Here is a 13,628-nt window from a genome sequence, read left to right on the forward strand (position 1 = left end):
TTGCTCGTGCCCGCAGTTTTATCTCTACCCTCCGTAAGCAAGGCCTCCCGGTCCTCACCTCCCTAACCTCCGTTCTTTGTGGTGAATTTCGTTTTGGATGATTATGGAACCTAAGTAGTAACACCTCATTACGCTATTTGACTCCACTATGTGGCACTTGGAGGAACAGTGAACCTGGAGTCACTAATACTGAACTTAAGTTCAGTATTAGTGAAATTTGGATCGCTACTTGTTGTATTCGCCTATCTGGCAAGCGATTAGCGCAATAGAGTTCAGTAATAGTGAAGTTTGGTTCGTTCAAGCCGATTTCATGAACAAATAGCCCGCCGATCGGCGGGCATTTGTCTGCTCGGAGCTTATTTAGCCCGATTTGGGAGCGGGGCGACCGATGGCGGCGACAGGTGCTGGGATCGCTTCGCTGCCAATCCAACTAAATAGCGGGTTTTTGTGACTCTTATTCGGTTGATTAGGAGACGACCGCCCCCAACTACTTCGCCTTCAGCACCCGGTCGTAAGCGTCCTTGTACACTTTGACCACTTGATCGGCTCCGAGCTTTTTCGCTTCGCTCACATAGGCGTCCCATTGGTCCATGCTTTTCTCGCCGAGTATGAACCGGGTAATGTTCTCCTCGCGGTGCTTCGATACCGATTGCCCGACCGTCGTCAGCACCTCGTTCTCCTTCTCGGTCAAGGCCGGCTTCGGCTGCAGCTTGGAATCGTATTTGCCGACGACGGCGTAGGCGTCCTTCGTCTCCTTCGCGGTCATCGTCAGAAGGGCGTTGTAATCGATCCACGTATACGTGCCGTAGTTGAGCAAGCCCGGTTTCTCGCGGAGATCGGACATCGTTTTGAATTGGTCGAGATACTTCTTCGTGCCGTTCGTCTCCTCGTAGGTCACGCCCTTGATGCCCCAGCTGGACAGCTCTCTTCCCGCTTCGCTGTAGAAGAAGTCCATATATTTCATCGCTTCCTTGATTTTCTTCGAGGTCGATGCGACCGTCATCCCGGAATCGACCGTATTGATATTGATATTTTGCCGCTTCGCTCCCGCGAAACCGGCCGGAGGCGGCATGAACAGCATGTTGAACTGCGGATTGTCTTTACGCAGCGGCACGTTGTAATAGTCCATGACGAGATAGTCGAGAAAGACGAACGCTTTGTTGTTGGCGATGAAATCGTCGAACTGCTTGCCTTTGACCGTCAGCCAGTCGGGCGGCATCAAGCCGTCCTTGTACAGCTTGTTCAGAAACTGGACCAGCTTCTTGTAGTTTTCTTCGGTCGGTCCGTACCGCCATTCCTTCTTATCGAAATCGTAATAGACGTCGTTGTACGTATCAAACTGCGGCGCCATCCGGGAAATCGTGCCGAACGCTCCGCGCGTAACGAACGGATAGCTGTCCGGGTACAGCTGCTTCAGCTTCTTGAGCGTCTCGTACAGCTCGTCGTACGTGTTCGGCAGGGCGAGGTTATGCTTCTTGAATATATCTTCCCGGTAAAGCCACCCGATCCTCTCCCCTTGGCCGAACCCTTCGTTCGGGAACATGAACATTTTGCCTTCGGCGGACGTATAGCGCTCCTTCAGCTCCGGGTATTTGCCGAGCCAGCTTTTGAAATTCGGCATCTGGTCGATGTAGTCCATAATGTTCGCCAGAGCGCCCTGCTGTCCGTATTTGTTGGCGGTTACGAAGCTGCTCATGAACATCAGGTCCGGCATGTTGCCTGTGGCGATCGTCAGGTTGAGCGCTTCGGTATAATTATCCCCGGGCGGCACCTGACCGTTGATCTCGACGTTCGTCTTCTCCTGGATCGCCTTCCAGATCGGCTTGTCTTTCGCATATGTCCAGTTCGACTGGCTGCCTACGAGCATCGACAAGGTCGTGCCCGCAGCCGGTTTGCCGGGTGACGCGCCTTCCCCGCTCTTGCCCGCGTCTTGCGTGCTTCCGCTTCCTCCGCCGCATCCGGCCGTCAGTCCGGCCAGCATTAATACGGTCAATCCCGCGATCCCCTTTTTCATCCCGCTCGGCGCTCCTCCCCCGCATTGGCGACAGTGAAGAACGCCTTCCTCCCTTCGGATTCGAACTCGATCTTGGGAACTGCCACATAATAACGTGACAGTTCCTTATCCTTTCAACGACCCCACCGTAACGCCTTTGATGAAATATTTTTGCAGAAACGGATAGGCGACCAGTATCGGCAGCGTGCCTACGAGGATCGTGGCGTATTTCAGCGATTCCTCGACGATCTTCTGATCTTTCCCGAGCGTGAACGAACCGTCCATATTCGTCTGACCGGCAAGCACGAGATTGCGCAAAATGACTTGCAGAGGCACGAGGTCCGGATTGCGCAAATAGAGCAGCGGCGTATAGAAGTTGTTCCATATTCCGACCGCATAGAACAGGCCGATCGTGGCCAGCACCGCCTTGGACAGCGGAAGGGCGATGCGGATAAACAAGCCGATATCGTTCAGTCCGTCTATCTTCCCCGCTTCCTCCAGCTCCTGCGGCAGTCCGGCGAAAAATGTCCGCATCATGATCAAATACCAAGCGCTGATCGCGCCGGGAACGATCATCGCCCAGACCGTATCGACGAGCCCGAGACTTTTCACGACGAGAAACGTCGGAATCATGCCCCCGCTGAAAAACATCGTGATTACGATCATGACGGTAATCTGCTTATGGAACAGCATGTTTTTCTTGGAAAGCGCATAGGCCGCCATGGACGTGAAGACAAGCGAAACGGCCGTCCCCGCAGACGTGTACAGCAGCGTATTCCGGTACCCGCTCCATATGCGCGGATCGTTCAGCACGATCCGGTACATGTCGGTATTAAAACCTTTCGGCCAAACAAACACATTTCCTTTCATGACCGACACGCTGTCGCTGAAAGAAACGGCAATCATGTACACGAAAGGATACACCGTCACGATCAACAGCAGGAACATCAGCACAACGTTCATTACGTCGAACAAGGTTGCCTTCCTTCTCATGTCCGCCGCTCCCCCTTTACCACAAACTGTTCTCGCCTAGCTTCCGGCTCACGTAGTTGGCCCCGAGCAAAAACGCCAGATTGACCACACCCGTGAACAGATCGATCGCGGCCGCGTAGCTGTAATTGCCCTGCACCAAGCCGACCCGGTACACGTACGTGCTGATGATGTCGGCCGTCTCGTAGGTCGCCGGGTTGTACAGCAGGAACACTTTCTCGAAGCCGATGCCGAGCACGTGGCCGATGTCCAGAATAAGCAGCACGACGACCGTTTGCATAATGCCGGGAAGCGAGATGTGGAACATTTTGCGGAACCTTCCCGCTCCGTCCATCTCGGCGGCTTCGTACAAGTGCGGATCGATCGCCGTCAAAGCGGCCAAGTAAATGATCGAGGACCAGCCGACACCCTGCCATATGCCCGAGCCTACGTAGATCGTCCGGAACCAATCCGGCGACATGAGCCAGTTGACCGGCTCGAAGCCGACCATTTCGATCAGCCGGTTGACCAGACCGCCCGACGGGGACAGAAAGACGATGATCATGCTCACGACGACGACGTTGGAGATGAAATGCGGCAAATAGCTGACCGATTGCACGAGCCGCCGGAACACGGCGCTCCTCAGCTCATTCAGCAGCAGGGCGAGCACGATCGGCGCGGGAAACCCGAAGACGATCCGGTACAGCCCGAGCAGAAATGTGTTGCGCAGCAGCTTGAAAAAGTCCGGGTTACTGAAGAACATCTCGTAATAGTGAAAGCCTACCCATTCGCTGTGCCAAATGCCTTTGAACAAATTGTACTTCTGGAACGAGATCGCGATACCGAACATCGGCACATAGTGAAACAGGATGAAATAGACGATGCAGGGCAGCACGAGCAGCAGCAGAAAGCGGCTCTCGCGAAATCGTTTGCCGAGCCCGGTCCGCGTCGCGGCGTTCGCCCGCGCGGCTCCCGGCGGCAGCGTTTCCGTTATCCGGTTCGCATCCAGGCGGTTCCCCTCCTTAGCCATTTTCTCCTTGCATAACGATCTTGCGCGTTGCTACAATGGGCTTACGTCGACATTACCGCAGCGGGGCGCGCCGCCGCTATCGCCAATACGTCTTCTTGTAAGCGCTCTTATGGAACCGGACGAAATGAATAATTCCGGACGATATGCATATCGGGAAGGGGATGCACGGATGAAAGGTGTATGGAAACATGCGGTCGAGAAAACGGCTTCGGTGCGCTGGAATTCGTTGTTCGTCAAGCTGCTCGGCGGATTTCTGCTCATTATCGCGCTGCTGCTCTCCTTTAACGTCCTCTCGTTCGCCTTCTTCCAGACGAATATCCAGAAAGAAATTATCGACCACAATACGCTCAACCTGAACAATACGGTGAACGGCTACGAGCAGCAATTCCGGCACGTCGAAAGCGACATGATGCGGTTTTATTTCAACGAGCGGTTCACCACGCTTGTCGCCGGCAACGATCAGCCGAACTACAATGCGGTCGCCGCGGTCAAAACCGAGATGAACGCGCTGCTGTCCAACAAGCTGCTCTACCTGGAAAACCTATTCATCCTGTTCCGCGACAATACGTTCGTCATCGAGAAGGAAAGTACGACGAATACGGTCAACATGTTTACGAAATTTTACGTGAGCGAGCCTTACGGCCCCGTATTCTGGCAAAGACAGTTCGCGGAAAACTATACGTTCCGCGTCTTCCCCGCCGCCGGCTTCCGCGAATACAAATACGACAAATCCGTCGCCGACAAAGGAGAGCTGCTCCCCGTCGTCATCAAGAACAAATTCAACAGTCAATATATCGTGGCCGCGCTGCTCGATGCGAAGAGCCTATTCCGCTCGCTGCATTATAACGGCGAAGACCGCTTCTTCATTCTGGGTCCGGACGGCAAACCGTTGTTTCAATCGAAGCCAGCGAAGGAAGCGGACGGGGAATCCGTCTGGAACGGGGCTCTGCCCGGCGATCTGGCCTTTACGGGCAGCGAAGGCTACAGCTTCCGGGATGACCGCTACTACTTTTATAAGAAAGGAGCGAATTCGGACCTTATCTACGTTAATGTCATTCCGAACGTCCGGATCGCATCGCAGGTGGAGCGGCTTAATTTGCTCCTGTTCGGGATTATGGCGGTCGCGGTCGTCGTCAGCCTGCTCATTTCGGTCTGGCTCAGCATGAGGTTCAACAGCCCGATTCAGGGCATGATCCGGCTGCTGCAGAAATCGGGCCAGCCCCACAGGCTGAACACGAATATCCGCGAATTCGACTGGCTCGGTCGCAGCATCTCTGATATGATCCACGCCAATCATGGCTTCCATCAAGATTTGCGCCGCAAAAACAAGCTGCTGCAAACATATGGCTATATGAGCAGGATCAAAAGCATCCACCATTGGAACGACGTCCGCGATCTGATCGAGACGAGCAAGCCGTTCTATCTGGTTGCTTTCCAGCTCTCGTTCACGGAGAAATTCGGCCTGCTGGCGCAGGAGGATCAAGAGAAAACCGCTTACTACATCCATGAATATATTAACGTGCAGATGAGCGGCCGATTCGCGGAATCGGTAACGCTGCAGATGGAGAAGGAGCAAATCTTGTCGCTCCTCTTCGCGGAAGAGGACGCCTCCGCCGTAACCGATACGCTGCACAGGTTGAAGCAGGTGTTCGATCGTGACAAAGACTACGGCTTCGTGACGATGGCGTTCCAACCGGTCAAGCGGCACCCGCACGAGCTGTCGTACGCCTATGAGGAATCGCAGTTGATGATCGGCTCCCGTCTACTGGGCCGGGAAACGCAGATCATCACGGCCGTCCCGGCCGAACAATTCGAAGCGCCGATGACTTCGGCTCAGGAGCAGGAGCTGCTGTCCGGCCTGCTTGCCGGATGCGGGGATAACGGATGCGCACTGCTAGCGCAGCTGCTGAACGAGATGGCGCAGCGCGGCGCCAGCGCCCGCCGGTTCGCCGAGTTCGGCAAAGATACAGCGGCCAGTATCATGAAGCTGCTGCTCGAGCATCATTACGACATCAGCCGCCTGCTTGACGGACAATCGCCGTTCCTGCTGCTGAAGCAGTGCTGGAGCGTGGACGAATATGTCGCCTTTTTCCGCCGATTTACTGGCGAAGCGGCGGAGCTTGTCCGCGAGCGCAAGGCGGAGCAGGACCCGATCCGCGACTTCGTGCTCGATTATGTCGCGAAGCACTACGGCGAGGACATCTCGCTCGAGCACGTGGCGGAGAAGCTGAATTTGTCCCGCAGCTACGTGTCCACATACTTCCATGAGAAAACGGGCCGGACGTTCAGCGAGTACATTAACGGGCTTCGCATGCAGAGGGCCAAAGAAATGCTGAGCGCGACGGATTCCCGCATACAGGATATCGCGACCGAAGTCGGCTACCAGAACGTCAACTCGTTCATTCGCATGTTCAAGCGGATCTGCGGCCTGACGCCGGGCGAGTTCCGGCGCATCGCGCTTCAGCAGGGGAGCGAGCGGTAACGATGAAAGCCGTATCGCGGTAAGAAAAACCGTCCGGGAAAACGCCCGGACGGTCATGCAAACCAAACATTAGTACGTTAGGAGAGTGGAGTTATTTCGTAATGACTTCGACTTCTCCCAAAGGACCCTTCGTCATGAATGAACCATATTTGTTTATTAGTGAACTTCTCTGCGCTACTTGGCTCAACTTCTCGGTAATTCAACGAACAATGAACCTAGAGTAACTATTACTGAACTTAAGTTTAGTAATAGTGAAATGGGGTTCGTTATTCGCTGTAATCGGCCATCTGATGTGCAAATAGCGCAATAGAGTTCAGTAATAGGGAAGTTTGGTTCGTTCAAGCTCATTCCCAAATTACCCATGCAAAAGGGTCACCCTTTCGCTTTAGTTCGGTAAAGAACTTAAACATTCTGATAGTAAGAAAAGCTTCTGATCGAAGCCTTTCGATGATGTGCATTCGTGTTTTAGCGGTAGCTTATTCTTGGTTCAGAAACTCGCACTTCGCTTTAACACTTTAGCGAAGTTAAACTTTCTGAATCGATAAAAAAAAGCCCGCCCGATGACTTGCATCGGGCGGGCCGGTCCAACCTTTTTTACTTGCTCAACAGCTTCTGAATTTCCTGGTTCATCTTCTCGTCGGCTTCGCGCAGTGCGGTATTGACGTCTTTGCCCTCGTACAGCATCGAGTCGAACGATTGGTTGATGATCGTCACGGCGGGAAGATTTTTGAACGTTTGCAAAATCGCCAGCTTCGGCTTCGTGAAAGCGATTACATTTTTCGACTGGTACTCGGCTATGTTTTTGCCGAACTCGCCTTGAATTTTCGCATCCTTCAGGACGGACAGCCGCGCATTTCGCGACATGAGCGTCTGCACCTCGTCGGACAAGATGACCTCGATGACCCGGAACGCCGCTTCCTTCTGCTTGCTCTGCGAAGTGACCGCGAGCACGAACGAATCGACCCGTTGACCGACTCCCGGCGCTTTCGAATTTTGCGGATACGTGACGACGTCCCAGTTCAAGTCTTTGACGGCAAGCATGTTTTTCAAGGTCGAGGTCGAGCCGCTCATCATCGCCAGCCGTCCTTCGTTGAACTCTTTCGTGTAATTCGTTCCCTTCGGCGCATAACCCGGCACTTTATACAGGTCATACCACATATTGAACAAGTCTTTCCAGCCCTCGGTCTGAAATACCGCTTTGTTGCTCTTGAAGTCGGCCCAGGGCAGACTCGCCTGGTAAGCTCCCCTGTATACGCCGTCCGGCCAAAAGCCCCAATATTGGACGCCGCCCTCGGTTCTCGTCATCTTCACGGCCAAGTCTCTCGCCTGCTCCCACGTCATGCCGTCCTTCGGAAACGGAACGGCCATCCGGCCGAACAAATCTTTGTTGTAGAACAAGGCGAACGTCTGGTTGAACATCGGAAGGCCGGCCAAATAATCGAGGCTGCTGCCGATTTTGATCGATTCGACGAATTCCGGCTGCACGCGGCTCAGGTCGAATTTATACGTTTTGATCAGCTCCTCCATGTTGGACGCGAGCTTCAAGTCGACGAGCTCGTTCAAATTGAGCGGGAAATTGGCGTATATGTCGGGAATTTCTTTGGCCGCCACCAGATCGGTCAGTGTCTTGCCTTTCTCCGCCGTATCGATCATCTCCACCGTGATGTGGGGATATTTCTTCGCCAGCGGTTCGGTAATATACAGCTTGATTTCGTCGGCCGTCAGCACCGCTTTGTTGGCGGCGATTTTGACCGTGACCGGCTCGGGCTTCGCCGTCGCCGCGGCGGGCGAGTTCCCTTCCGGCTTGGCGGATGCGGGCCCTGACGCCGTATCCTTCGTGCCGCTGCCGGCACAACCTGCGACGAGGCCGACAAGCAGTACGGCCGCCGTGTTCATCATCAACGTTGATTTTCTCAAAGCGATCCCCCCGCGATATGATTCAGTGCGATTTCATTTACTGCTCCAGGTTGCCCGGCGCACAACGGTGCGCGAGCGCTCTTTGCCAGTAATCGTCCAGCGGCTCCAGCCCGAATTCGCGGATCAGGTCGTCGACGGTAAATTCATCCGTTTCACTCGAGATCACTACCGAGCCGAGCAAGCCGGGATCGTGGATGCGGATTTTGTCTCCGTATTTGTTTTTCATTTTCCGGAAGTGGGCTTCGTTGTAATCGATATGGATCACCTTGCAATCCAAATTGATCGTCCGGGTCACGTAATGGTAATAGTTCGTGCTCGTGGCGATAATCTCGCCCACAGGCGATATGATCGAGCTCGGGGCATGCGTGTATACGGAGCCGGCGAAATGGGCCCGGCAGCTATACGCCCAATATTGCTGCATCAGCCCGCCGTGATACGCGGACGAGAACAAGATGAGCTCCGGCTTCTGGGCGACATATTTCAACCTCAGCTCGTCGAAGTTCAAATCGAAGCAGATGGCGCAGGCGACACGCCCGAAATCGGTTTCGAACACGGGCGCTTCTTTGCCGTACAGCATGTCCCCCTTCGTCCGTTCGCCTTCCACGAGATGATTTTTGTTGTAAATGCCGGCCACTTGACCTTGCCGGTCGATCAGCTGCGTCGAATTCCGGAACGATCCGTCGGGCAGCTCGCGTACGGCCGAATACGCGATATAGCACCGGTGCTTGCTGGCGATTCCAGCGAAAAAATCGCGGATCTGATCGCCGCGGTGCCGGTAGTATTCCTTCATCCGCTCGAGCGGGTAGCCCGATTTTTCGGGCCTGTCGCAGCACTCCGGCAGCACGACGATATCCGGGCGGTCGGGCAGCACCTGCTCGAGCTGTCGCTCCCAATAACGGATCATCAGTCCGACCGCCTCCTGCAGTTCGGTCTTCGGGTCCACTCTAAGCTGCGGTGCCGACAAGCAGCTGATTTTCACATAACGGGCCATCTTCGTCTTCCTCCTCGCCGCGGATTCCACCGCGCCGCATTATTTGGATTTCGCCCACTCATTGACTTCCTTCGTCATCTCGTCGCCGCCAAGCCGCTTCCATTCCTCGACGAACTTATCGAATTCATCCAACGGGGCACCCATAATGATTTTCGTCAATACTTCTTCCTCGAGCCGCACCAAGCCCGCCTGCTTCTGCACCATCGTTTTCGTCGGGGAGCCGTAGAAGCGGTCCGGAATCATCCGGCCGTTCTTCACGTAATCGAGGATGACGGTGCCGCCTCCGTCGATGCCGTTTCGCGCGATAACGGACCAATCGGCGGACTTGCCGGACATATAGTCTATGATTTGTCCGTATTTCTCCCGCTCCTCGGGGGTAAGCTTTGCCTTCTCCGCGTCCGTCGGGTCTTGGCCGCTTCTTAAATATGGTTCGAGATGGATGGATATTTCCGCGTTTTTGTACGATTTGAACAGTTTGACCGGAGCCTGCTGCCAAATCGATCTCTTGCTTGCGATATCGAAGTTAAACTTCCTGTACACGTCGTCGTCCGTATTCGCGTAAAACTTGCTCACGAACTCGTCCGCCATCCGCATAACCGCTTCCGGATTCCGCACGCCTTTCTTGACGACCCAAAACCCGGTATTCAGATTCAGTCCGTGCTGCACCATGGCGGGACGTGTATCCGAAGAAGGCGCCGCGTAAGCGAACCAGCGGCTGTCGGGCGTTTGCAGGTACAAGCTGGATGCGGAAATATTGGCGAATATCATGCCGAGCTTGCCGTCACCGATCGTCTGATACACCTTGGCGCCTTCCCGGATGCCGAAATCGGGATCGATTTGACCCGACCGGTACATCTCCTGCAGCTTGGCGAGCGCATTCTTCATTTCCGGCTGGATGCTGCCGTACGCCAATTTCCCGTCATTATCCCGAATCCAAATTCCTTTGTAAGCATGGTAGCCGTTAAATAAACCTACGGCCAAGTTCAGCATCTTGTCCAAGCCGAAACCGAACGTATCGTTGATCCCGTTGCCGTCCGGATCGCGCAGGGCGAACGCCTCGGCGATGGCCAGCAAATCGTCCATCGTCCGCGGCTCGCGCAAATCGAGCTTGCGCCGCCAATCTTCCCGGACCCACAGCACCGATACGGATTCCTTGGCTACTCCCGTGAAAGGGAGGCCCATCAGCTTGCCGTTTATTTTCGCGGCCTCGAGCACTTCCGGGCCGGCCTGCTCGACCACCGCTTTAACGGCCGGAGTCGCGTACCGCGCATAAATGTCCGAGAGCGGCTCGATCATATCTGCACGCTGCAATTGAACGAGCTGCGTCGGCGTAGCGATGAAGAAGTCGGGGATGTCGCCGGAAGCGATCATCAGATTCGTCTTCTGCTCCAGCTGGTCGTTCGGCACCTCCCACCGCTTCTTGACGATAATGCCCATGCTGTCGCGCAAATAACGCGTCCATTCGTTGTTGTTCATATCGTCGCCCTGCGCATACACCGGCGCCGCTAAAGTCGTCCCGACCGTAGTCAGCTCGATCGGCGGAACGTATTTCACCGACAATTTCTGCTCCTTGCGGTCGGCGACAGGAATCGCAGGCGTCTCGGTTTGGTTCTCCCGGCAGCCCGCAAGCATGGCCGATACTATAACTGCAGCCGCGATACGGGACAACGTTCCCGCTTTACCTCCTCTCATCCGCAATCTCCCCTTCGGATCATCCGAGCGGCGCTTCCGGAACCGGCTTCCCGGACACTGTAAAATCCGGAGCGCTGCCTTTACGATACGTCTGCGGCTTTCTTCGCGCCAGTCGCCCGTTTTGCGATTTTTTCCCGTTGTCGCCCCAGTGCGAAAAATGAATATTAGTGCATGAAATGTCAATTTCGCCGTTATTGACTCGGATCGGGACGGCGTAATACGATTATTGGGATGTGCGGATCTTTCCGGCATACGCGCCATGGCTGCTACCCCTTTCTATAGAAAACGCTTCCACGATAAACGGCAAGGAGTGACGGCATTGAGAACGAACTCGCTCTTCATCAAGATACTGTCCGGGTTCCTGGCGGTTATCGCGCTGCTTCTGTCGTTCAACGTGCTCTCGTATACGTTTTTTTACCGCAACCTTCATAAGGAAATTACGACGAACAGCACGCAAAACTTGGCTCACATCGTCGAGCGGTACGAGAAGCAGTTCCAGGCCGTCCAATTGTCGCTCGTCGGGCTATATTTCCATAACCAGTTGACTTATTGGCGCGATACGGACCGGGCGCTCGCGAACGACGCCGTCAACCAGCTCGTCAAGCGCGTACGGGAATTGCGTGAGAACGAGATGCTCTACCTCCATGATATCATCATTCAATACGAGCATGATTCTTTTTTGATCCACCAGGGCGGTCCGGACCGGCTTGACTCGCTGTACGCGCAAATTTACCGCAGCGATATATATGACGCCGCCTTCTGGAAGGAGCAGTTCGGGCTTCGCTACAAGATGAGGGTGTTCCCGGCCGCCGATTTCTACACTTCCCAGAACAGCAAATCCGGCAGCTTCATTCCGTTCGTGCTGAAATCGGCTACCGTCGAAGACATTTATATAACCGCCTTGCTCGATGCGGATAAAATGTTTCGGGCATTCAGCAGCTTGTCCAATGCTCAATTCCATATATTGGACGCTAGCGGCGCAGCCGTGTTCCGCTCAAACCCGCAAGCCGGGGAGCAGCCGCGGCCCGAACGGCTCGATTGGAGCCGGGATTTCGTCAAGGACGGCAATCAGTATTTCTTTTACCGCAAAGGGGATGTTACCGGGCTGTCGTACGTGCTCGTCATTCCGAACGAGAAGATCGCAAGCCAAATCTCGCGGATCAATCTCGTCCTGCTCCTGCTGCTTGCCTTGGCTCTCGTCGTCGGCATCCTGCTGTCGGTCGCGGTCAGCATCCGGTTCTATACGCCGATTCAGAACATTATCCAGACGATCCAGCGGCACAGCCCGCAATCGGCAAGCGGCGCTCCCGGCCCGATCGACGAGCTGCACTATATTAACGAGAACATCAAGCAGTTTCTGCAGGCGCGTAACGAGTACGGCCGCAATATGCGCAGCCAGCAATCCCAGTTGGCGCATCTCGGGTACATCCGCAAGCTGAAAAGCATCTATACCCGGCCGCACGAGCTTGCGCTCGACGACCAGCCGTTCTACATGATCTTGTTCCACCTTACGCTAACGCGGCGGTTCCGCGATCTGCTGGCCGCGGAGCAGGAAAAGGCGGCGAATTATATTAAAGAATATATAAGCATCTCGCTGTCCGACACATTTCCCGAGTCGGTAACGCTGCAGGTGGAGAAAGATCAAATCTTGTCTCTCGTCTTTACGGATAAGGACGTGCAGGAAGTTTGGAAGGTGTTGGAAAGGCTACGCCAAGTATTCGACCGCGACAAAGAATACTGCTATTTGACGGTGGCGTTCCAGCCTCATGCGCAAAGCCCGGAGCTGGTCGCGGAAGCCTACGAGCAGACCGTGGAAATGGTCAAGCGGCGCAAGCTTTCGGCCGAGACGCAAATCATTACATCGCTCGGGCCCGAGCCACCCTATATCGGGTTTGCGCCGTCGCAGGAGCAGGAGCTTTACGACAATTTGCAGGCCGGACAGGCGGAACGGGTCGTTACGCTGATGAACCGCGTCCTGCAGCGGATGGATAAGGAGGGAGCGACCGGAGAGCAGTTTCAGTCGTTCGCGAGAGAGGTCGTGGCCAAAACGGTCAAGCTGCTGGTAGCCGCCAATGTGGAGATCGGCGCCGTCTTGGACCGCAGCTCGCCGTATCAGGAGATGAAGGAATGTGCCAGCGTCGAGGAATACAGACAAATGTTGGAACGATTCCTGGGAGACGCCGGATCGCGGATAGCGGCCAAGCTGGAGGAGAAGGACCCTGTCGTAGAGTTCGTACTCGAGACGATCCGTCAGCGCTACAGCGAAGATTTGTCGCTGGACATGGTCGCCGACCGGCTAGGCTTTACCGCGAGCTACGTGTCGCGATACTTCAAGGAAAAAACCGGCAGCAACTTCTCCGACTGCCTGAATGAAGTACGCATCAAAAAAGCGAAGGAGCTTCTCGGCACGTCGAACGCCCAAGTCCGCGACATCGCCACCCGGGTCGGCTACGTCAACGTCACTTCGTTCATCCGCATGTTCAAGAAAGTGACCGGCATGACGCCGAGCGACTTCCGCAAAGCGGGAAATACGGCCGGAACGGGAGAGTGACGG

8 protein-coding genes are annotated in these 13,628 nt (G+C 55.0%); 2 read left to right on the plus strand and 6 right to left on the minus strand.

The genetic code is table 11. From position 1 onward, the window contains the following. Positions 1-487: 487 nt before the first annotated feature. The 3 genes from FE783_RS28780 to FE783_RS28790 all read right to left on the minus strand — a co-directional run bounded on the left by FE783_RS28780 (position 488) and on the right by FE783_RS28790 (position 3,992). On the minus strand, positions 488-2,014 hold the full coding sequence (locus tag FE783_RS28780) for an extracellular solute-binding protein (RefSeq protein WP_138882842.1): 1,527 nt from the start codon (positions 2,012-2,014) through the stop codon (positions 488-490). A 105-nt stretch (positions 2,015-2,119) separates the two neighbouring features. Continuing rightward, positions 2,120-2,986 (minus strand): carbohydrate ABC transporter permease, encoded by an 867-nt coding sequence (locus tag FE783_RS28785; RefSeq protein ID WP_138882843.1) that lies wholly within the window; start codon positions 2,984-2,986, stop codon positions 2,120-2,122. 16 nt (positions 2,987-3,002) lie between these two features. After that, positions 3,003-3,992, minus strand: coding sequence for an ABC transporter permease (locus FE783_RS28790; RefSeq protein ID WP_138882844.1), 990 nt, complete (start codon positions 3,990-3,992; stop codon positions 3,003-3,005). A gap of 169 nt (positions 3,993-4,161) precedes the next feature. Between FE783_RS28790 and FE783_RS28795 the strand changes: the two genes are divergently transcribed. Then, positions 4,162-6,474 (plus strand): helix-turn-helix domain-containing protein, encoded by a 2,313-nt coding sequence (locus FE783_RS28795; protein ID WP_158302081.1) that lies wholly within the window; start codon positions 4,162-4,164, stop codon positions 6,472-6,474. Between the two features lie 594 nt (positions 6,475-7,068). Here FE783_RS28795 and FE783_RS28800 read toward each other — a convergent pair. Genes FE783_RS28800 through FE783_RS28810 form a run of 3 tightly spaced genes read right to left on the minus strand, consistent with a single transcriptional unit; the run spans position 7,069 to position 11,074 of the window. Beyond that, on the minus strand, positions 7,069-8,391 hold the full coding sequence (locus FE783_RS28800) for an ABC transporter substrate-binding protein (protein ID WP_138882846.1): 1,323 nt from the start codon (positions 8,389-8,391) through the stop codon (positions 7,069-7,071). 37 nt (positions 8,392-8,428) lie between these two features. After that, positions 8,429-9,382 carry a carbon-nitrogen hydrolase family protein gene (locus FE783_RS28805; RefSeq protein WP_138882847.1) on the minus strand — a complete coding sequence of 318 codons (954 nt, stop codon included), beginning with the start codon at positions 9,380-9,382 and terminating at the stop codon, positions 8,429-8,431. A gap of 39 nt (positions 9,383-9,421) precedes the next feature. Beyond that, entirely contained in the window at positions 9,422-11,074 is a 1,653-nt protein-coding gene (locus FE783_RS28810; protein WP_158302082.1) for an extracellular solute-binding protein, read from the minus strand. A gap of 319 nt (positions 11,075-11,393) precedes the next feature. Here FE783_RS28810 and FE783_RS28815 point away from each other — a divergent pair, with 319 nt between their 5' ends. Continuing rightward, positions 11,394-13,625 carry a helix-turn-helix domain-containing protein gene (locus tag FE783_RS28815; protein ID WP_158302083.1) on the plus strand — a complete coding sequence of 744 codons (2,232 nt, stop codon included), beginning with the start codon at positions 11,394-11,396 and terminating at the stop codon, positions 13,623-13,625. Positions 13,626-13,628 lie beyond the last annotated feature (3 nt).

Origin of the sequence: Paenibacillus mesophilus (assembly GCF_005938385.1) — a bacterium.
Lineage (GTDB): Bacteria > Bacillota > Bacilli > Paenibacillales > NBRC-103111 > Paenibacillus_AB > Paenibacillus_AB mesophilus.

Excerpts from the sequence above, each read along its gene's own strand:
- FE783_RS28785 (WP_138882843.1), bottom strand. The coding sequence starts at position 2,986 with ATGAGAAGGAAGGCAACCTTGTTCGACGTAATGAACGTTGTGCTGATG.
- FE783_RS28810 (WP_158302082.1), bottom strand. The coding sequence starts at position 11,074 with ATGAGAGGAGGTAAAGCGGGAACGTTGTCCCGTATCGCGGCTGCAGTT.
- FE783_RS28795 (WP_158302081.1), top strand. The coding sequence starts at position 4,162 with ATGAAAGGTGTATGGAAACATGCGGTCGAGAAAACGGCTTCGGTGCGC.
- FE783_RS28780 (WP_138882842.1), bottom strand. The coding sequence starts at position 2,014 with ATGAAAAAGGGGATCGCGGGATTGACCGTATTAATGCTGGCCGGACTG.
- FE783_RS28805 (WP_138882847.1), bottom strand. The coding sequence starts at position 9,382 with ATGGCCCGTTATGTGAAAATCAGCTGCTTGTCGGCACCGCAGCTTAGA.
- FE783_RS28790 (WP_138882844.1), bottom strand. The coding sequence starts at position 3,992 with ATGGCTAAGGAGGGGAACCGCCTGGATGCGAACCGGATAACGGAAACG.